Here is a 19,854-nt window from a genome sequence, read left to right as displayed (position 1 = left end):
GACTTTGGTTGTCTGTTCGGGTGCGCGGCCTGTCGGCGGACGGCCCACTACCCTGAAAAAGTGGCGCATTGTGCAGACGTCAGCTTGGGATCGCCACAGTCTGCACTGCCTTTATGATAGTTGAATGTCGATTCAACCGAGCTCGATGATCTCGTAGTCGTGTGTGATCTCTACGCCCGCCGCACCCAGCATGATCGACGCCGAGCAATACTTCTCGGCAGACAGCTCGATGGCGCGTTTGACCTGGGCTTCTTTCAAGCCTCGGCCCTTGACCACGAAGTGCATGTGAATCTTGGTGAAAACCTTCGGATCTTCGGTGGCACGCTCGGCTTCGAGGAAGGCTTCACAGCTTTCAACGGCCTGACGGGACTTCTTGAGGATGCTGACCACGTCGAAATTGCTGCAACCGCCAACACCCAGCAGAAGCATTTCCATCGGCCGGACACCCAGGTTGCGACCGCCGGCATCGGGCGGACCGTCCATGACCACGACATGACCGCTGCCGGATTCGCCGAGGAACATGGCTTCGCCAGCCCATTGGATGCGTGCCTTCATCGCCAAGACTCCACTGTATAAAAAAGGGTCGCCAGCTTAGCACAGGGGCCTTGATTGACGGCGTCTCGCCTTCCCACGACGCAAGCCGCTGCGCTGTAGGTAAATTCTCGAATATTGCAGGAAGTGTCTGTTAAGCTGGCGCCAATTCACTGGCGCATAGCCAGCTTTGTAGCAACCTCAGCGACTCATAAGAAAACCAAACACACCGTGAAGTCTTTTCGGGATACAACCATGGTTGCTATTACCCCAACACCCAAAATCAAAAACCTCGACAAGCTGCTGATGCACTGCCAGCGCCGTCGTTATGCGGCCAAAAGCAACATCATTTGTGCCGGTGATCGCTCGGAAACCCTGTTCTTCATCATCAAGGGTTCGGTCACCATCCTGATCGAGGATGACGACGGCCGCGAAATGATCATTGCCTACCTGAACTCCGGAGACTTTTTCGGCGAGTTGGGCCTGTTCGAACAGGCCGGCCTGGAACAGGAACGCAGTGCCTGGGTGCGCGCCAAGATCGAATGCGAAGTTGCGGAGATCAGTTACGCGAAATTCCGCGAACTGTCCCAACAGGATCCAGACATTCTTTACGTGCTCAGCGGACAAATCGCACAGCGCCTGCGCAACACCACCCGCAAGGTGGGGGATCTGGCGTTCTTCGACGTTACCGGCCGCGTCGCACGCTGCCTGCTGGAACTGTGCAAGCAGCCAGATGCAATGACCCATCCCGATGGCATGCAGATCAAGGTGACCCGTCAGGAAATCGGGCGGATTGTCGGTTGTTCACGTGAGATGGTCGGTCGCGTACTCAAGGATCTGGAAGAACGCAACCTGGTGGACGTCAAAGGCAAGACCATGGTGGTCTTCGGTACGCGCTAAACCCTGAACATGTCTGCCAGTAACTGGCGGTACAACGTGTCGAGTCGTTCCAACGCATCAGGTGCTGCATATTTTTCATGAAGAGCAATGTGGCTCTCGGCGCGAACTCGCTGCTCCAGGCCACAGGCTTCATTGAACCGGTTAACCGCCGCAACCATCGACTCACGCTCGTTATCGAGCAACAAAGCACCGTGCACCAACCCTACCGGACGCGTACCGCCCTTGCTCTGGCGCCAGCGTTGAGCCGTGCCGACCATCTTGCGCCCATCAAGGTTGACGTTGAAACGCCCATCACAGAACGCCCCCTCTATTTCGCCCAAAGACGAAACGCCGCCCAGTTCATCGAGTAACTGACAAATCGGATCGCAAAGCCGGTGATAACCGGTTTCGATACGGTTCTGGTCACCCTCGCTACGGGGTGGCGCGTAGACCAATGCGATGTTGATCGTTGAGGCCGATTGCGGCACCGGTTCACCGCCGGTTTCACGCAACAACACCGGCCAACCTGCCGCCGCCGACACTTCGCACGCGGCCTCGAACCCAGGCAGACGATTCAACCGTCGCGGCATGACCAGCGCCCTGTCACTGGGCTGCCAGAACAGCAGGCCAAACTCCGAATCGCCGGTGCACACATGGGCCAACAGATCCTGTTCGGCGAGCAGGCCGGCTTCGACGGTCAAGGCGATGGGCTGGGTCATGGCAGTAGACATCCTTTGTTTGGGGTATAAAAAAGCCGGCATCGCCGGCTTCTTCATCAAGTCACGTTCAGTCGAGTGTAGAACCGCTCACCGCGATACCACGCTCAGGAAAGAACAGACGCTGCAGCTCGGTGCCCGGGCTTTCGGCGCGCATGAACGCTTCGCCAACCAGGAACGCATACACATCGCTGATTTCCATCAGCTCGACATCGGCCCGGTTGAGAATGCCACTTTCGGTAATCACCAAGCGATCACGCGGGATACGCGGCAACAGATCGAGGGTGGTTTCCAGATTGACGTCGAAGGTGTGCAGGTTGCGGTTGTTGACGCCGACCAACGGAGTGTCCAGGGTTTTCAAGGCCCGCTCCAGCTCGTCGCCATCGTGAACCTCCACCAGCACATCGAGGCCGACACTTTTGGCCACGGCCGCCAGCTCGGCCATTTTCACGTCATCCAGTGCAGAGACGATCAACAGCACGCAGTCGGCGCCCAACGCTCGGGCCTCAATGATCTGGTACGGATCGATCATGAAGTCCTTGCGGATCACCGGCAGTTTGCACGCCGCCCGCGCCTGTTGCAGATACGCATCGGCGCCCTGGAAGTAATCGATATCGGTGAGCACTGACAGGCAGGTCGCGCCGCCCTTCTCGTAACTCTTGGCGATGTCGGCGGGAACGAAGTTCTCGCGAATCACGCCTTTGCTCGGTGAAGCCTTCTTGATTTCTGCAATGACCGCTGGCTGCTTGAGCTTGGCCTGAGCCAACAATGCCTTGGCAAAACCACGGGGTGCATCGGCCGCCTTGGCCAGACTTTCCAGCTCCGCCAGGCTTACGCGAGCGCTACGCTCGGCGACTTCCTGGATTTTACGGGCCAGAATGTTTTCCAGAACCGTCGGTACACTCATCCCTCATTCTCCACTTTAAATACCGCGGTAAATGCACCCAACTCCTCCAGCTTTTCCCGAGCGAGGCCTGTGTGCAGCGCATCGTGCGCCAGGGCAACGCCTTCTTTCAAACTGCTGGCATGGTCGGCGGCGTACAGCGCGGCACCGGCATTGAGCATAATCATTTCCGCGGCTTTCTGACCGTTCTCGGTCTTGCGCTTGCCCAGGGCATCGCGGATCAGCTCCAGCGAGGCCGCCGGGCTATCCACTGCCAGACCGTGCAGGCTCTGGCTCTTCATCCCCAGGTCTTCTGGCTCGACCCAATACTCGGTGATCTGGTCATCCTTCAATTCCGCCACGAAGGTTGGTGCTGCCAGACTGAATTCGTCCAGGCCATCCTTCGAGTGCACCACCAGCACGTGCTTGCTGCCCATACGCTGCAAGACTTCAGCCAGCGGCCGGCACAACGCCTGATTGAATACGCCCACCACCTGATGCTTCACGCCGGCCGGATTCGTAAGCGGGCCGAGCATGTTGAACAGCGTGCGCAAGCCCAGCTCCCGTCGCGGGCCGGCGGCGTGCTTCATGGCGCTGTGATGGGTTTGGGCGAACATGAAACCGATGCCGACGTTGTCGATGCAGCGTGCTACCTGAACCGGCGTCAGGTTCAGGTAGATACCCGCCGCCTCCAGCAAATCGGCGCTGCCGCTTTTGCCCGAGACTGCACGGTTACCGTGCTTGGCGACTGTGCAACCGGCCGCCGCGACCACGAACGAGGAAGCAGTCGATACGTTGAAGATGTTCGCACCGTCGCCGCCGGTACCCACCACATCGACGACGCCGTCGAGGGTCTTGAGTTCGACCTTGTCTGCCAGCTCGCGCATGACCGACACGGCGCCGACGATCTCGTCGATGCTTTCACTCTTCATGCGCATGGCCATCATGAACGCGCCGATCTGCGCATCCGTGCATTGACCGGTCATGATTTCGCGCATGACATCGCGCATCTCATCGGTGCTGAGGTCGAGCTGTTCGACGATACGGCTCAGGGCTGTCTTGATATTCATGAAAAGTCCTTAGCGCGTGCCGCCGGTTTGTTTGAGGAAATTAGCGAACAGCTCGTGGCCCTGTTCGGTGAGGATCGACTCAGGGTGAAACTGGACGCCCTCGATGTTCAGTGTCTTGTGGCGCAGGCCCATGATCTCGTCGACCGAGCCGTCTTCAAGCTGGGTCCAGGCGGTCAGCTCCAGGCAATCGGGCAGGGTTTCGCGTTTGACGATCAGTGAATGATAGCGGGTGACCGTCAGCGGATGGTTCAGGCCTTCAAATACGCCTTTGTCCTCGTGGAACACCGGGCTGGTTTTGCCGTGCATGACCTGACGGGCGCGGACCACATCGCCACCAAAGGCCTGGCCGATGGACTGATGGCCCAGGCAGACGCCGAGGATCGGCAATTTACCGCCAAAATGTTTGATCACATCAATCGACACGCCGGCTTCGTTCGGCGTGCAAGGGCCGGGTGAAACGACGATCCGCTCAGGGTTGAGGGCTTCGATTTCGGCAATGGTGAGCTCATCGTTGCGCACGACTTTGACCTGGGAGCCGAGCTCACCGAGGTATTGCACAACGTTGTAAGTAAAAGAGTCGTAGTTATCGATCATCAGCAACATGGCTTAAGAACCTCTTGAATTTACTGACTTTGAATACAGCCTTCGAATGATTTACCCGCAGCGTCCTGCACTTTGTCAGTCGCTGGAGTCGCGCTGCAAAGCGGTTTGTCTTGCGGATAAAGAAGGCAAAGCGGTAAAGATCCGGCCGGGCCGGCAGAAGGATTCAGGCGCGCCAACGCCAACGGGCGTGTGCCTTGATGACTTGATCCAGAAGTTTGCTGACGATCAACACGGGGAAGGTCTCATTTATACGTCTCGGCACAGTAACTTAGCTGGGCAGAGCGTGCAATATGGGGCGGTAGAACCTCTTGAAACAATTGGCGGGTTCGCGCCGAACGGCAACAGGCCCTATAGTTTTTGGCACTATCGTTTTGCTCATTACAACAAAAACAAAAGGACTTGCTCATGATCAGACGGACGTTGACTGTACCGCTTGCCGGCTGCTTGCTGGCTATAGCCTGCACCCAGGCGATCTCGGCACCCAACCCTTATTCGAACTTCATCGTCTTCGGCGATAGCCTCAACGATGCCGGGCAGTTTACCGACACGGGCGGCCCTCCCGGGTCGACCGTGCGCTTCACCAATCGGACAGGACCGGTTTACCAGGACGGCAGCGGCGAAGTCTACTCCGCCAACTCGACGCAATTGCTGGGTGGAAGGCTCGGGTTTTCACCGGACCAGACGGCCGCTTCAACCTCGGCGGCGCGGGCGAACCAGGGTCTGCCGGACGGTAATAACTGGGCCGTTGGCGGATATCGCACCGACCAGATCCTCACCTCGATCACCACCGCATCCGCCACGGGCGAACGCACACGCCCGGGCTATCTGCCGACAAACAACTTCAGCGCCGATCCGAACGCGCTGTATTACATTTCCGGGGGTGGTAACGACTTTCTTCAGGGACGTGTACAAAGTGGCGCTCAGGCGAATGCCGCTGCGGATCGACTGGCCAACAGCGTCCAGGTTCTGCAAACCGCCGGCGCCCGGTACATCATGGTATGGCTGCTGCCCGACCTGGGTTTGGCGCCCGCCATCAATGGCACGCCCCAGCAGACACCCACCTCACTACTGAGCTCTGCCTTCAACCGGCAACTGGTCACTCGACTGGCGGGGATCGATGCCGAAATCATCCCGCTGAACATTCCGCTGCTGTTGCAGGAAACCTTCGCCGATCCGGCTCGATTCGGTTTTGCTACCGGCCAGAGCCTGACGGCGACTTGCTTCAGCGGTAACAGCTGCACCGAAAACCCTACGTATGGCATCAACAGTGCCACCCCGGACCCCAGCAAGCTGATTTATAACGATGGGGTTCATCCGACCGAAGCCGGGCAGAAACTGATTTCTGACTACGCCTACTCCCTACTGGCTGCGCCGTGGGAGCTGACATTACTGCCAGAAATGGCCCACGCCACCTTGCGTGCGCACCAGGATGAACTGCGCAGCCAATGGCAATCGGACTGGGAGAACTGGCAGGCGGTCGGCCAATGGCGCGCGATTGTCGCCGGTGGCGGTCAGCATCTGGATGTCGATAGCCAAAGCAGCGGTGCCAGCGCCGGCGGCGACGGTTACAACTTGAATATCGGCGGCAGCTATCGTCTCAATGACGCCTGGCGCGTCGGTGTGGCGGCGGGTTTCTATCGTCAGAATCTGGAGGCAGGCAGCAACGATTCGGACTACAAACTCAACAGCTACCTGGCCACCGCCTTCGCCCAGTTCCAGCAGAATCGCTGGTGGGCCGATGCCGCGTTGACCGGCGGCAAGCTGGATTACGACAACCTCAAACGCAAATTCGACCTGGGTGCCAGCGAAGGTGCGGAGAAAGGCGATACCGATGGCTATCTGTGGGCCTTCAGCACACGGGTTGGCTACGACATAGCGCAACCGGGCAGCGAGTGGCACCTGTCGCCGTTCATCAGCGCCGATTACGCAAAAGTGGAAGTCGACGGCTACTCGGAAAACAGCACTCGTTCCACAGCACTGACCTTTGATGACCAGAAACGCGATTCAAAACGTTTGGGCGCCGGTCTGCAGGGTAAGTATCAGATCACCGCGCAGACTCAAGTGTTCGGCGAATACGCGTATGAGCATGAATACGAGGATGACACTCAGAAAGTAAACATCGCGCTCAACAGCCTGCCGTCCCTGGACTTCAAACTGGACGGCTATACACCGCAAAGCCACTTGAATCGCGTGAGCCTGGGGGTCAGCCACAAGTTGACGGCCGATTTGGCGCTGCGCGGCGGATACACGTTCCGCAAGGATGATGACTTTACCCAGCAAGGGCTTACCGTTGGGGTTGCGCTGGATTTCTGATCCAGCAAACAGCTGGCATAAAAAAACGCGGCGCCCTCACAGGTGCCGCGTTTTTTTTATGCTGGGAGGCCCTTGTGGGAGCGAGCCTGCTCCGGGCGGCGTTCCGACGAAAGCGGTGGGTCAGACAACATCAATGTTGGCTGTGCTGGCCTCTTCGCGAGCAGGCTCGCTCCCACAGGTTTTATAGGAACTCAGCTTTCCGGGGTTTGTTCGGCAAGGGCCACCGCACGGAACATCGCGCGGCGCTTGTTCAGGGTTTCTTCCCATTCCAGCGCCGGTACCGAGTCGGCGACGATGCCGCCACCGGCCTGCACGTGCAGTTCGCCGTTCTTGATCACCGCGGTGCGGATCGCGATCGCAGTGTCCATGTTGCCGTTCCAGGCGAAATAGCCGACGGCGCCGCCGTAGACACCACGCTTGACCGGTTCCAGTTCGTCGATGATTTCCATCGCGCGAATCTTCGGCGCACCGGACAAGGTACCCGCCGGCAGAATCGCCCGCAGTGCGTCCATCGCCGTCAGCCCGGCCTTCAATTGGCCGGTGACGTTGGACACGATGTGCATCACGTTGGAATAACGCTCGATGACCATCTTTTCAGTGAGTTTCACCGAACCGATTTCCGAAACCCGACCAGTGTCGTTACGGCCCAGGTCGATCAGCATCAAGTGCTCGGCAATTTCCTTGTCGTCGGACAGCAGGTCTTTTTCCAGTGCCAGGTCGGCCTCTTCGTTGGCGCCGCGCGGACGGGTGCCGGCGATCGGGCGCACGGTGATCAGGTTGTCTTCGACCCGCACCAGCACTTCCGGCGAACTGCCAACGACGTGGAAGTCGCCGAAGTTGAAGAAGTACATATAAGGCGTCGGGTTGAAGCAACGCAGCGCCCGGTACAGATCGATTGGCGCGGCCTTGAAGTCGATCGACATGCGCTGGGACGGCACGACCTGCATGCAGTCACCGGCCAGGATGTATTCCTTGATGGTGTCGACGGCTTTTTCGTAATCGTCCTGGGTGAAGCTCGAACGGAATACCGGATCAGCAGACTGTTGCTTGCTGAAATCCAGGCCACGGCGCGGGGTGATCGGCTGACGGAGTTTTTCCAGCAACTCTTCCAGGCGCGCCTGACCTTGCTCGAAAGCATCGTCCTGCGAGGGGTCGGCCAGGACAATCGCGTGCATCTTGCCGGCGAGGTTGTCGAACACCACCACCGCGTCGGAGACCATCAGCAGAATGTCCGGAACGCCCAACGGATCCGGGTTTGGGCACTTGCCCAGACGCTTCTCCACATAGCGCACGCAGTCGTAACCGAAGTAACCCACCAGGCCGCCGTTGAAGCGCGGCAGGCCAGGGATGGTTGGCACGTTGTAGCGAGCTTTGAATTCTTCGACGAACGCCAGTGGATCTTCGGCTTCGTGGCTTTCGATTTCGATGCCGTCGTGGGTCACGCTGACCTGATGGTCGTGAACCCGCAGCACGGTGCGGCACGGCAGGCCGATGATCGAGTAACGCCCCCACTTCTCCCCGCCCTGCACCGATTCCAGCAGGTAGGAATTGGGCTCGTCGGCCAGTTTCAGGTAGATCGACAGCGGCGTGTCGAAGTCAGCCAGGGTTTCGCAGGCAAGCGGGATGCGGTTGTAGCCGGCAGCGGCCAAACGCAGGAATTCTTCGCGGATCATGGGGTAGCCTCGTGGCTTGAGGGTCTAACAGTCAGGTATGCAAACGCGCCGGTATGCCGGCCAGGAACAAGTCAGGCGCGCCAACGCCAGCGGGCCAGGGCCTTGATGACTTTCATCCAGAGTTTGCGAGTGACCACCACGATGGCGTTTCCAGAAGGGGGTTGAACAGCGTCGGGCAACGTTATCTCAGCGGCCGGATCCAGGCAACCGCGAATTAACTTGCGCAGATCGTCGATCACCAGCGCCGGCGACTCTTCGGCAATCGGTCGGCCGTGGTTATAACCGTAACTGAGCGCCACGCATTTGACCCCCGCCGCTTTCGCCGCCAGCACATCGCTGCGCGAATCGCCGACGAACAAGGATTGCGACGCCGGGATATTGGTCATTTTCATCACGAAAAACAGCGCTGCCGGGTCCGGCTTTTTCTGTGGCAGGGTGTCGCCGCCGATGATCAAGCGGAAATAACGACCGATTTTCATCTGATCCAGCAGCGGCGCGACGAAGCGCTCCGGCTTGTTGGTGATCAGCGCCATCTCGACGCCCTGCTTGTGCAGCCATTTCAGGGTGTCGCGCACGCCGGGGTAAACCACCGTCAGCTCGTGACCGTCCTCGTAAAAGCCGTTGAACAGCTCCAGGGCATGCTCGGCCTCGACGTCATCGACACCCTCGGCGTCGATGTGGTTGGCCAAGGCCCGGCGCACCAGCGTGTGCACGCCGTTGCCCACCCACTCGCGCACCGATTCGATGCCGGCAGGTTTACGCCCGAGTTTGAGCAGCATGTTATCCACAGCCGCTGCGAGGTCGGGGACTGAATCGACCAGCGTGCCATCCAGATCGAACATCACCAACCGCGGCAGAGACCCCGGGAACAGCTGCTCAAAGCCACTCATGGGCGGGCCAGCGCCAGTTCGGAACGCATCTTTTCAATCACCTCTTGGTAGTTCGGTGCATTGAAGATCGCCGAGCCGGCGACGAAGGTGTCAGCGCCAGCAGCGGCGATTTCACGAATGTTGTTCACGTTCACGCCGCCGTCGATTTCCAGGCGGATGTCACGGCCGCTAGCATCGATCAGCGCCCGTACTTCACGCAGTTTATCCAAGGTGCTGGGGATGAACTTCTGCCCGCCGAAGCCTGGGTTGACGCTCATCAGCAGGATCATGTCGACCTTGTCCATCACGTACTTGAGCACGTCCAGCGAGGTCGCCGGGTTGAACACCAGGCCTGACTTGCAGCCACCTTCGCGGATCAGTTGCAGGGAGCGGTCGACGTGCTGCGTGGCTTCCGGGTGAAAAGTGATGTAGGTCGCGCCGGCTTCGATGAAGTCACCGACGATGCGGTCCACCGGGCTGACCATCAGGTGCGCGTCGATCGGCGCGGTCACGCCGTACTTGCGCAGCGCGGCACAGACCATCGGGCCGATGGTCAGGTTCGGCACGTAGTGGTTGTCCATGACATCGAAGTGCACGAAGTCGGCGCCAGCGGCCAGGACGTTGTCCACTTCTTCACCCAGGCGGGCGAAGTCGGCGGAGAGAATCGACGGAGCAATTACGAAGGGCTGCATGACGCACCTTTTTTGAGCAGAATCACGATGGCGCGCATTGTATACCTCATGCTTTGACCCGCGCACCGTGGCCGCGATGATTGGGCCTGCCATCCATTATTTTCTGTGCCGCGTTGTCGTCTGAAAGCGGGCCAGGCAAGGCGCAGTCCGCCGGTAATGGTTGTTCCCTTGCCAAGGACTGCAACGCAGCCTGGCCCGCTTTCAGACACAACCCGAAGGGCCGGGCCTGCTGTTGCGCAGGGCTGCGTTGCTCGGAGCTTATTTGGAATGACCAAACCACGCTCCTCGCGCCTTGCCCTGCGCAACAGCAGACCCGGCGCGGCACAGAAAATAATGGATGGCAGGCCCTAGTAGGCCGCTCGGTAGATCTTCTCTATGTCGACGGCGCTCAATTTGCGTGGATTGTTGCGCATCAGGCGCTCAATTCCGGCCGCTTCCACGGCCATGGCCGGGATGGCATCTTCTGGAACGCCGAAGCTGTGCAGGCCCGGCGGGATTTCCACCGCAGCGCACAACTCGGTCATCGCCTCTACGGCCTTGTCCGCCGCGTCGTTGGCGCTCAGATGAGCGGTCTTCACGCCCATGGCCTCGGCGATATCTTGCATGCGCTCCACGCAGGCCATTTTGTTCCAGGCCATGACATACGGCAGCAGCAAGGCGTTGCTGACGCCATGGGCAATGTTGTAACGGCCGCCCAGCGGGTACGCCAGCGCGTGCACCGCGCCGACCCCGGCATTACCAAATGCCATACCGGCCATCAGGCTGGCGGTGGCCATGTCTTCGCGGGCCTGGAGATTGGAGGGATTGGCGTAAGCCTTCGGCAGCGCCTTGGCGATGAGCTTGATGGCGCCGATGGCCAGTGCGTCGGTAATCGGTGAGGCGTTGAGCGACAGATAGGATTCGATGGCGTGCACCAGTGCATCGACGCCACTGGCGGCAGTGACACTGCGCGGACAGGTCAGGGTCATTTGCGGGCTGACCAGCGCCACGTCCGGTAATAGATAGTCGCTGACGATGCCTTTCTTCAGCTGCGCGACCTTGTCGGAGAGGATCGCCACGTTGGTGACTTCCGAGCCGGTACCGGCGGTGGTCGGAATGGCGATCAGCGGCGGACCTTTGCGCGGCACCTGATCGATGCCGAACAGATCCTCCAGCGCCCCGTGATAACCGGCGTAGGCCGCGACACTTTTAGCGATGTCGATGGCACTGCCGCCGCCCAGGCCGATCAGTCCGTCGTGCCCGCCCTCGCGGTAGACCCGCATGCAGTCTTCGACGATGGCGATTTCCGGGTCTGGCAATACACGGTCGAAAATTTCGTAGGTTCGGTCGCCCAGCTGCGCCAGCGCCAGCTCGACCGTGCCGGACTTGACCAGTGCGGCATCGGTGACGATCAGCGGGTTGTCGATGTCCAGGCGTGTCAGTTCAGCCGCCAGTTGCTCGATGGCACCTGCACCGGTGATCAGTTTGTGAGCGATTTTGAAAGAGGAAATACTCATGTGCGCAGCCTCTTATAGATAGGGGAGCTGGGCACAAGAGTAGCTGGGGATTGGGGTTTGTCTGCTATTCAGGCCGTGAATGACCAGAGATCTCGAACACCGCACAAAACCAATGTGGGAGCGAGCCTGCTCGCGATAGCGGACTAACATTCAACATTGATGTCGACTGATAGTCCGCTATCGCGAGCAGGCTCGCTCCCACAGTTGGTTTGTGTACGGCTTCAGACCTGGGCGGTACGCAGTTTTTCGCTACGCCCACGCAGCCATTCCAGGGTCAGCAGCAGGATTACCGAGAAGGCAATCAGCAATGTCGCAGCCGCCGCGATGGTCGGGCTGAGGTTTTCGCGGATGCCGCTGAACATCTGCCGTGGCAGGGTCGCTTGTTCAGGACCGGCGAGGAACAGCGTCACCACCACTTCATCGAACGAAGTCGCGAAGGCAAACAGCGCACCGGAGATCACGCCAGGCGCAATCAACGGCAAGGTCACTCGACGGAACGCCGTCAGCGGCGAAGCCCCAAGACTCGCAGCAGCACGCACCAGGTTTTGGTTAAACCCCTGCAACGTCGCCGACACCGTGATGATCACAAACGGCACACCCAATACGGCGTGTACGACGATCAGCGAAATATAGCTGTTGCCAAATCCCAGTGGGGCAAAGGTCAGGTAACTGGCCACACCAATGATCACCACAGGCACCACCATCGGCGAAATCACCAGTGCCATCACCAGCGGTTTGCCGGGGAAGTCGCCCCGTGTCAGGCCGATGGCCGCCAGCGTACCGAAGATCATCGCCAGCACAGTCGCCGCCGGAGCAACGATGATGCTGTTCTTCAGCGAACGCATCCACTCGGCCGAAGCGAAGAAATCCTGGTACCAGTGCAGCGAAAAGCCTTGCAACGGGTACACCAGAAAACTCCCGGAGTTGAACGACAGCGGGATGATCACCAGCACCGGCAGAATCAGGAACAACAGGACCAGCCCGCAGAGAATGCGCAAGCTGTAGAACCACACCCGCTCAATGGGCGACATATAAGGACTCAGCATTTCGTTCTCCCCTTAGCTCAGGCGCAGGCGACTGGCGCCCACCAGCCAGCTGTAAATCAGATAAAGCACCACGGTCGCCAACAGCAGCAGCCCACCGAGTGCGGTCGCCATGCCCCAGTTGATGCTGGTGTTGGTGTAGAAGGCGACGAAGTAACTGACCATCTGATCGTTCGGGCTGCCCAGCAAGGCCGGGGTGATGTAGTAGCCGATGGCGAGGATGAACACCAACAGGCAACCAGCGCCGACACCGGCATAGGTCTGCGGGAAGTACACCCGCCAGAAACTGGCGAACGGGTGGCAGCCGAGGGAAATCGCGGCGCGCATGTAGGTCGGCGAGATGCCTTTCATCACGCTGTAGATCGGCAGAATCATGAACGGCAGCAGGATGTGCACCATCGAGATGTAAACCCCGGTGCGGTTGAACACCAGCTCCAGCGGTTTATCGATGATGCCCATCGCCATCAGGCCGCTGTTGATCAAGCCACCCGATTGCAGCAACACGATCCACGCGGCGACCCGCACCAGGATCGAGGTCCAGAACGGCAGCAGCACCAGAATCATTAGCAAGTTGCTTTGCCGTGACGGCAGGTTCGCCAGCAGGTAGGCCAATGGATACGCCAGCAGCAGGCAGATCACGGTGATGATCAGCCCCATCCAGAACGTCCGGGTAAAGATGTCGAGGTAGATCGCCTGATCGGGCGTGGCCGGGGCGATTTCGCCGAGGTCATCGATACGGTGATCAACCGCTGCCAGCAAGTAATAAGGCGTGATGCTGCTGGTGTTGCGGCGCACGGCTTGCCAGTAGGCCGGGTCGCCCCAGCGCTCGTCGAGACCTTCCAGCGCTTCTTTATAGGAGGCCGGTTCGGTGGCTAATGGTAAGGCACGTGCGGTTTTGGTCAGCAGGCTGCGGTAGCCGGCCAACTCCATGTTCAAGCGCTTGGACAGGTCGCCCAGGGTCTGATTCTTGCGGGCTTCAGCGAGGTCTTCGCTGGCCGCCTTGTAAACCGGTTCAGCGGGCAGGCCGCGGCCATCCCAACTGGCGATAGCAGCCACGGTGCGCGGCATGCCGCCGACCACTTCCGGGTTACCAACGCTTTTGTAGAGCAGCGCCACGATGGGCACCAGGAACACCAGCAACAGAAACAGCACCAACGGCGCGATCAAGGCTTGTGCTTTCCAGCGGTTGATCCGCTCGGCGTGCTTGAGCCGCTGCTTCAAGGTGGGGTCGGTGCCCGCGTTCAGGGGAATGGCGGTGGCCATGGCGTACTCCGGAAATCTTTGATCGTTGCAGAGGTGGCAAACGCCACCTCGAACTTTGGGTGCTGATCGTCCCCACGCTCTGCGGGGGAACGCATCCAGTGACGCTCTGCGTCACAGGGACGCGGAGCGTCCCGGGCGGCATTCCCACGCAGAGCGTGGGAACGATCATCCGGTGAACCGTCGTCCCGTGTGACTTGCTTACTTCGCAGCCCAGGAATTGAAGCGCTGTTCCAGTTGCTCACCGTTGTCAGCCCAGAAGCTGACGTCGATCTGCACCTGGTTGGCGATGTTTTCCGGGGTGGTCGGCATGTCTTTCAGGACATCCTTGGCCAGCAACGGTACGGCTTGGGTGTTGGCCGGGCCGTAGGCGATGTTTTCCGAGTAGGTCTTCTGCTGCTGCGGCTGCACCGAGAACGCGATGAATTTCTTCGCCGCTTCAGCACGTGCCTTATCCAGACCTTTCGGGATGGCCCATGCGTCGAAGTCGTAGATGCCGCCGTTCCACACGACTTTCAGGTTGCTTTCTTTCTGCACGGCAGCGATCCGGCCGTTGTAGGCCGAGCTCATGACCACGTCACCGGAAGCGAGGTACTGCGGCGGTTGCGCGCCGGCTTCCCACCACTGGATGCTTGGTTTGAGCTCATCGAGTTTCTTGAACGCGCGGTCCTGACCATCCTTGCCGGCCAGTACTTTGTAGACGTCTTTCGGCGCAACGCCGTCGGCCATCAGAGCGAATTCCAGGGTGTACTTGGCGCCTTTACGCAGGCCACGTTTGCCCGGGAATTTCTTGGTGTCCCAGAAATCCACCCAGCTGGTCGGTGCGGAAGCCAGCTTGTCGGCGTTGTAGGCCAGCACGGTCGACCACACGAAGAAGCCCACGCCGCATGGCTGGATAGCGCCTTTGACGTAGTCTTCGGACTTGCCGAACAACTTCGGATCAAGCTGCTCGAACATGTCTTCGTCGCAACCACGAGACAGTTCTGGCGATTCAACTTCTACCAGGTCCCAGGACACGCTCTTGGTGTCGACCATGGCTTTGACTTTGGCCATTTCGCCGTTGTACTCGCCCGCCACGATCTTGCCGTTACCTGCCGCTTCCCACGGCGCGTAGAAGGCTTTGACCTGCGCTGCCTTGTTCGCCCCGCCAAAGGACACCACGGTCAGGTCCGGGCCCGCCGCCATTGCGTGTGCCGCACCGATCATGCCCATGACCAAAGCGGTGAATTTCAGGGATCTCAACATTTATTGTTCTCTCCACGTGCAGGGTTGGTGTTGTTGAAGCAGGGGGCGATCAATGCGCCTCTAAAAGTGGGTCGAGCGCGCGAACGTGTTCGACCTGCCAGCCAAGCGGTACCACGTCACCGACGGCCAGCGCGGGATCGAGCTCGGCAATCGGTTGTTTCACAAAGAAATCGGTCTTGCCGCAGACTTCCAGGCGAACCCGGACGTGGTCGCCCAGGTAGATGAATTCCTCCACCCGCCCTGAGAAGCGGTTAACGCATTGATCGCTTGCGCCGTTGAGGCTGATGCGCTCGGGACGAATCGACAGCGTGACGGGTTCGCCGGTCTTGCCGACGTTGACCGCCAGGGCTTCAACCTTTTCACCGCGCCCCAACTCAACCACGCAGCGGTCGCCGGTGTGGCTGTGCAAGCGGCCATTGAGGCGGTTGTTCTCGCCGATGAAGTTGGCGACGAAGGTGTTTTTCGGCTCTTCGTACAGGGTGCGCGGCGGTGCGATCTGCTGGATTTCGCCCTGATGGAACACGGCTACACGGTCGGACATGGTCAGGGCTTCGCCCTGGTCGTGGGTCACGTAGACCACGGTCACGCCGAGGCGCTGGTGCAGGTGCTTGATCTCCATCTGCATGTGTTCGCGCAGTTGTTTGTCCAGTGCGCCAAGGGGTTCGTCCATCAGCACCAGTTGCGGTTCGAACACCAACGCCCGGGCCAAAGCCACACGCTGCTGCTGACCGCCGGAGAGTTGTGCCGGATATCGCTGGGCGAAGGTGTCGAGCTGCACCATGCTCAGGACTTTTTTGACCTTGTCGCTGACATCGCTCTTGTTCAAGCCGCGCACGGTCAACGGGAACGCCAGGTTCTCGGCGACCGTCATGTGCGGGAACAATGCGTAGTTCTGGAACACCATGCCGATGTCGCGCTTGTGTGGCGGCACGTTGTTGATAGAGCGCCCGGCCAGCTGGATTTCGCCTGCGGTCGGTGTTTCGAAACCGGCGAGCATCATCAGGCTGGTGGTCTTGCCGGAGCCGGACGGGCCGAGCAAGGTGAGGAATTCGCCTTTGCGAATCTCCAGGTTGAGGTCTTTGACGATCAGGTTCTCGCCGTCGTAGCTTTTTTGTACTCCACGAAAGCTGACCAGAATATCGCTGGCCCCTGCGCTTGAATCGACCTGGCTCATACCCACACCTTTGTTGTGATGACTGCTGTGGACTAAGCCTAGTGGACGCTGCCGACCGCGCAAATCGGGGCGCAGGAGAGAATGGCCTCAGCAGGATGGAAGGTTGGGGGTAGGGATTGCCCTACAAGGATGGCGGGGATGGATAGGGCAGCGGCTAGCTTGACGCTGCAAGCCGCAAGAACAGGCAAAAGCGGGGTTTCAGGATGTCGCAAATGGATATGACGACGAGATTCCTGTGGGAGCGAGCCTGCTCGCGAAAGCGGTGAATCAGGCAAAGATATGCCGACTGACACACCGCTTTCGCGAGCAGGCTCGCTCCCACAATGGGTCCGCGCTGAGCCTTAGAGGAGTTTGTGCTCCATCGCGTACTTCACCAGTTCCGCCAGGGAGGTGATGTTGAGTTTCTGCATCAGCCGCGCCTTGTGGGTGCTGATGGTTTTGCTGCTCAAGGCCAGTTGCTGGGCGATGTCGTTGACGTTGGCGCCCTGGGCCAGGCGTTCGAACACCGAGAACTCGCGCTCGGACAGTAACGAGTGCAACGGCCGCGAATCGGTCAGGCCGACTTCGAAGACCATACGGTCGGCCAGGTCCGGGTCGATGTAGCGCCCGCCCGCCGCGACCTTGCGGATCGCCGTCAGCAGCAGCGCCGGATCGCTGTCCTTGGTCGCATAACCCGCAGCGCCGACCTTCAACGCACGGGCGGCCATTTGCGCTTCGTCGTGCATCGACAACACCAGAATCGCCGGCGGATTGTTCAGCGCGCGAATCCGGGGAATCGCCTCCAGCCCGTTAACCCCGGGCATGGAGATGTCCAGCAAGACCACTTCGCAGGGAACATGGCGCAAGGTCTCGAGCAACTGCTCGCCATTGCTCGCCTCCCCTACCACCAGCAAATCCTTGGCCAGGCCGATCAATTGCTTGATGCCTTCGCGGACGATGGTGTGGTCTTCGGCTACCAATACACGGATCACTTACTTCTCCTCATCCAGCGGCACTCGCACGCTCAGGGTCGTGCCTTCACCCGGTTCACTCTCAAGCGACAACTGTCCGCCCATGATCAACACTCGCTCGCGCATGCCGACCACCCCGAAGGATGTTGACCTACCGGTGGCGGGGACAAATCCTACGCCATCATCACTGACGGTCAGACACAACTCGTCGCCTTCCAGCGCCAATGTCAGTTCGACAGTATGCGCCTGGGCATGGCGCATGACATTGGTCAGCGCTTCCTGAAGGATCCGGAACAGGCCAATCGCCTTGGCATCACTGAGCACCGGCAGGTTCTCCGGCACCTGCACCAGACACGGAATCTGCGTGCGCGCCTCGAATCGGCGGGCCTGCCACTCGATAGCCGAGGCGATCCCGGCGTCGAGAATCGGCGGCCGCAGCGCCGTGGCTACATCTCGCACCAATTGGAACAGCTGAGCGATCAACCGCTTCATGCTGTTCAAGCGTTCATTCAGACCAGGGTCGAGCTGGGCGTAGGCCAGTTCGCACATGGAGGTTTCCAGTTTGAGCACGGTCAACATCTGACCCAGTTCGTCGTGAACTTCCCGGGCGATGCGGGCCTTTTCCTCTTCCCGCACGCTTTCCAGGTGCGCGGACAACTCACGCAGCTGTTCGCGAGAGCTGGCCAGTTCCAGTTCGATGCGTTTGCTCTCGCTGATGTCCCAGACGATCCCGTCCCAGACATAGGCGCCGTCTTCGAGTCGGCGGGTGATGGCCTTGATCTCGGCCCAGCGCTGTTTGCCCGAACGGGTGAGAATCCGTCCCTGCCACGACCAGTCACTGTCGGTATCCAGCGCATGGTCCTGGGTTTGGTGATAACTGGCCTTGTCGTCCGGGTGCACCAGGCTGCGCAGGCCTTTGTCGCGATGGGCCAGGGTGGCCGGCGAGTAACCGACCAGGCTCTCGCTGCCTTCACTGATGTAGGCGAAGTCGATCTGCCCCGTCACCGGTGCCCGTTCCAGGCGAAAGACCAGTCCGGGAACGTTGGCGGCGATCCCTTGCAGACGCGCTTCGCTTTCCTGCAACGCGGCCAACGCACGGCGGCGCTCGGTGACGTCGTTGAGGTAAACCACCAGGTATTCGCTGTCGCGAAACCGCAAAAAGCTCAGCGAAACATCCACCGGCAGATTGCTGCCATCCGCCCGTATGCAGTTGGTTTCGAAACTTTGCGGGCCATCTTCACTGGCCCGGGCGCGTTTCCACAGGTTCAGCCAGCGATCCATGTGCAAGCCGGGCTCGAAGTCGATCAGCGGCCGATCAATGATCCCGCCCGCTGGATAACCCAGCATGGTTTCGGCCGCGCGATTGGCGTAGCGCACATGGCTGTCCCAGTTGACCCAAAGGATGCCGACGGTGCTCTGGTCGATGGAAAACTGGGTGAGACGCAAAGCTTCTTCGCTGGCGGCACGCAGGGCAATGTCTTCGCGCGCTGCCCGCAAACGATGCTCAAGACTGTGCTGCTGCCGACGCTGCCAGAACACGATGGCCATGCTGCTCAGCATCAGCACCGCCAACAGCAGGCAGAGGTTTTGCCAGAAACCCGGGGACTCGGTCAGCCGCGGGTATTTGGGTTGCAGCCACTGGTTGTGCAGTTGCTCCAGGTCCTTGGCCGGGATCGCCCGCAACGCGCTTTCGACGATGCCGGCCAGTTCCGGCCAGTCCCGGCGCGTGGCCACCCGCAACAGTTGCGGCAGGCCGATGTCGCCCACCACCACCAGCCCGGCGAATTCCGGCTCGGCGGACAAACGCCCCAGCTGCGCTTCGTCGACCACGGCGTAACTGGCCTGCTGACTCAATAACAGTTGCAGTGCCTGGCGCTCGATCGGTACGCCTTGAAGGTTCAGGTGCGGGTAATTGCTGCGCAGGTAATCGGCAGTGGCGCCGGGCATGCGCACGGCGACGCGGGTCTGGCTGTCGAGTTTTTCCAGCTCTACCACGCCGGTGCTTTTCTGGTCGCTGACCACCAGTTGCGGCACCCGCATATACGGGTCGGAAAACTGCCAGAGACGCAGGCCACCGGGGGTTTGAGTCAGCCCCGGAGCGATGTCGATTTCACCCTCGCGCGCGGCGTCTTCCAGCTGCGCCAGGTCGGGAAAGTTGCGCCAGCTCAGCTCGACTTTGAGCGCCTTGGCCAGCCACTTCATCAGCTCGACATTGACCCCGGACAAACGCTGCAAGCGGCGATCGTATTGGGCGTAGGGCACTTGCAACACCAGCCCCACGCGCAATTCGCCATGTTGCGCCAGCCATTGCTGCTGGCCCGCGGACAATTGCGCGACATGCACGGGTGGCGCGGGAGCCGCCCAGCCCATCAAGGGAAACCACAAACAGCCGATAACCCACAGGCAGCGAAAACGCATCATCGAAGTCTCACACACTGACAAATACTGACCAACCCA

Annotated in this window: 17 protein-coding genes; 2 read left to right on the top strand and 15 right to left on the bottom strand. The window is 60.0% G+C overall.

The features are described 5' to 3' along the window. Window positions 1–132: 132 nt before the first annotated feature. Window positions 133–555, bottom strand: a complete 423-nt coding sequence (locus ASC74_RS10505; protein WP_008061600.1) for an OsmC family protein — start codon at window positions 553–555, stop codon at window positions 133–135. Window positions 556–786: 231 nt separating this feature from the next. Here ASC74_RS10505 and crp point away from each other — a divergent pair, with 231 nt between their 5' ends. Then, window positions 787–1,431: a cAMP-activated global transcriptional regulator CRP gene (crp, locus tag ASC74_RS10500; protein ID WP_046045393.1), complete on the top strand. Its 645-nt coding sequence runs from the start codon at window positions 787–789 to the stop codon at window positions 1,429–1,431. Here crp and ASC74_RS10495 read toward each other — a convergent pair. The 4 genes from ASC74_RS10495 to ASC74_RS10480 form a co-directional block, all read right to left on the bottom strand. Continuing rightward, entirely contained in the window at window positions 1,428–2,129 is a 702-nt protein-coding gene (locus tag ASC74_RS10495; RefSeq protein ID WP_056741325.1) for a lipoate--protein ligase family protein, read from the bottom strand. The two genes, crp and ASC74_RS10495, sit on opposite strands and share 4 nt — an antisense overlap. 67 nt (window positions 2,130–2,196) lie before the next feature. Then, entirely contained in the window at window positions 2,197–3,033 is an 837-nt protein-coding gene (gene trpC, locus ASC74_RS10490) for an indole-3-glycerol phosphate synthase TrpC (RefSeq protein ID WP_056741324.1), read from the bottom strand. Continuing rightward, window positions 3,030–4,079, bottom strand: a complete 1,050-nt coding sequence (gene trpD / locus ASC74_RS10485; RefSeq protein WP_056741323.1) for an anthranilate phosphoribosyltransferase — start codon at window positions 4,077–4,079, stop codon at window positions 3,030–3,032. Before trpD ends, trpC begins: the two co-directional genes overlap by 4 nt. Before the next feature lie 9 nt (window positions 4,080–4,088). Further along, window positions 4,089–4,682 carry an aminodeoxychorismate/anthranilate synthase component II gene (locus tag ASC74_RS10480; RefSeq protein ID WP_033056198.1) on the bottom strand — a complete coding sequence of 198 codons (594 nt, stop codon included), beginning with the start codon at window positions 4,680–4,682 and terminating at the stop codon, window positions 4,089–4,091. Window positions 4,683–5,087: 405 nt separating this feature from the next. Between ASC74_RS10480 and estP the strand changes: the two genes are divergently transcribed. Beyond that, a complete protein-coding gene (gene estP / locus ASC74_RS10475; protein WP_056741322.1) occupies window positions 5,088–6,995 on the top strand; it encodes an esterase EstP in 1,908 nt (635 codons plus the stop codon). A gap of 191 nt (window positions 6,996–7,186) precedes the next feature. On the opposite strand, the gene trpE is transcribed toward estP, so the two are convergent. The 10 genes from trpE to ASC74_RS10425 form a co-directional block, all read right to left on the bottom strand. Then, a complete protein-coding gene (trpE, locus tag ASC74_RS10470; protein WP_056741321.1) occupies window positions 7,187–8,668 on the bottom strand; it encodes an anthranilate synthase component I in 1,482 nt (493 codons plus the stop codon). A gap of 71 nt (window positions 8,669–8,739) precedes the next feature. Beyond that, the gene (locus ASC74_RS10465; RefSeq protein ID WP_056741320.1) at window positions 8,740–9,558 is read right to left on the bottom strand and encodes a phosphoglycolate phosphatase; all 819 of its coding nucleotides are present in this window, start codon (window positions 9,556–9,558) and stop codon (window positions 8,740–8,742) included. After that, window positions 9,555–10,229: a ribulose-phosphate 3-epimerase gene (gene rpe, locus ASC74_RS10460; protein ID WP_056741319.1), complete on the bottom strand. Its 675-nt coding sequence runs from the start codon at window positions 10,227–10,229 to the stop codon at window positions 9,555–9,557. Before rpe ends, ASC74_RS10465 begins: the two co-directional genes overlap by 4 nt. Window positions 10,230–10,576: 347 nt before the next feature. After that, complete coding sequence (locus tag ASC74_RS10455) at window positions 10,577–11,725, bottom strand: iron-containing alcohol dehydrogenase (protein WP_056741318.1); 1,149 nt, start codon at window positions 11,723–11,725, stop codon at window positions 10,577–10,579. Between the two features lie 221 nt (window positions 11,726–11,946). After that, complete coding sequence (locus tag ASC74_RS10450) at window positions 11,947–12,771, bottom strand: ABC transporter permease (RefSeq protein WP_056741317.1); 825 nt, start codon at window positions 12,769–12,771, stop codon at window positions 11,947–11,949. Window positions 12,772–12,783: 12 nt separating this feature from the next. Next, the gene (locus ASC74_RS10445) at window positions 12,784–14,031 is read right to left on the bottom strand and encodes an ABC transporter permease (RefSeq protein ID WP_056741316.1); all 1,248 of its coding nucleotides are present in this window, start codon (window positions 14,029–14,031) and stop codon (window positions 12,784–12,786) included. 198 nt (window positions 14,032–14,229) lie between these two features. Next, window positions 14,230–15,273: an ABC transporter substrate-binding protein gene (locus tag ASC74_RS10440; protein WP_056741315.1), complete on the bottom strand. Its 1,044-nt coding sequence runs from the start codon at window positions 15,271–15,273 to the stop codon at window positions 14,230–14,232. A gap of 49 nt (window positions 15,274–15,322) precedes the next feature. After that, on the bottom strand, window positions 15,323–16,447 hold the full coding sequence (locus tag ASC74_RS10435) for an ABC transporter ATP-binding protein (RefSeq protein WP_056741314.1): 1,125 nt from the start codon (window positions 16,445–16,447) through the stop codon (window positions 15,323–15,325). Window positions 16,448–16,788: 341 nt separating this feature from the next. Further along, on the bottom strand, window positions 16,789–17,418 hold the full coding sequence (locus ASC74_RS10430; protein WP_003210977.1) for a response regulator: 630 nt from the start codon (window positions 17,416–17,418) through the stop codon (window positions 16,789–16,791). Further along, complete coding sequence (locus ASC74_RS10425; RefSeq protein ID WP_056741313.1) at window positions 17,419–19,818, bottom strand: PAS domain-containing sensor histidine kinase; 2,400 nt, start codon at window positions 19,816–19,818, stop codon at window positions 17,419–17,421. Window positions 19,819–19,854 lie beyond the last annotated feature (36 nt).

Origin of the sequence: Pseudomonas sp. Root329, from assembly GCF_001424925.1 — a bacterium.
GTDB classification, from domain to species: Bacteria; Pseudomonadota; Gammaproteobacteria; order Pseudomonadales; family Pseudomonadaceae; genus Aquipseudomonas; species Aquipseudomonas arabinosi.
The sequence above is the reverse complement of the archived record's forward strand: the minus strand, read 5'-3'. Positions and strand labels throughout refer to the sequence as shown.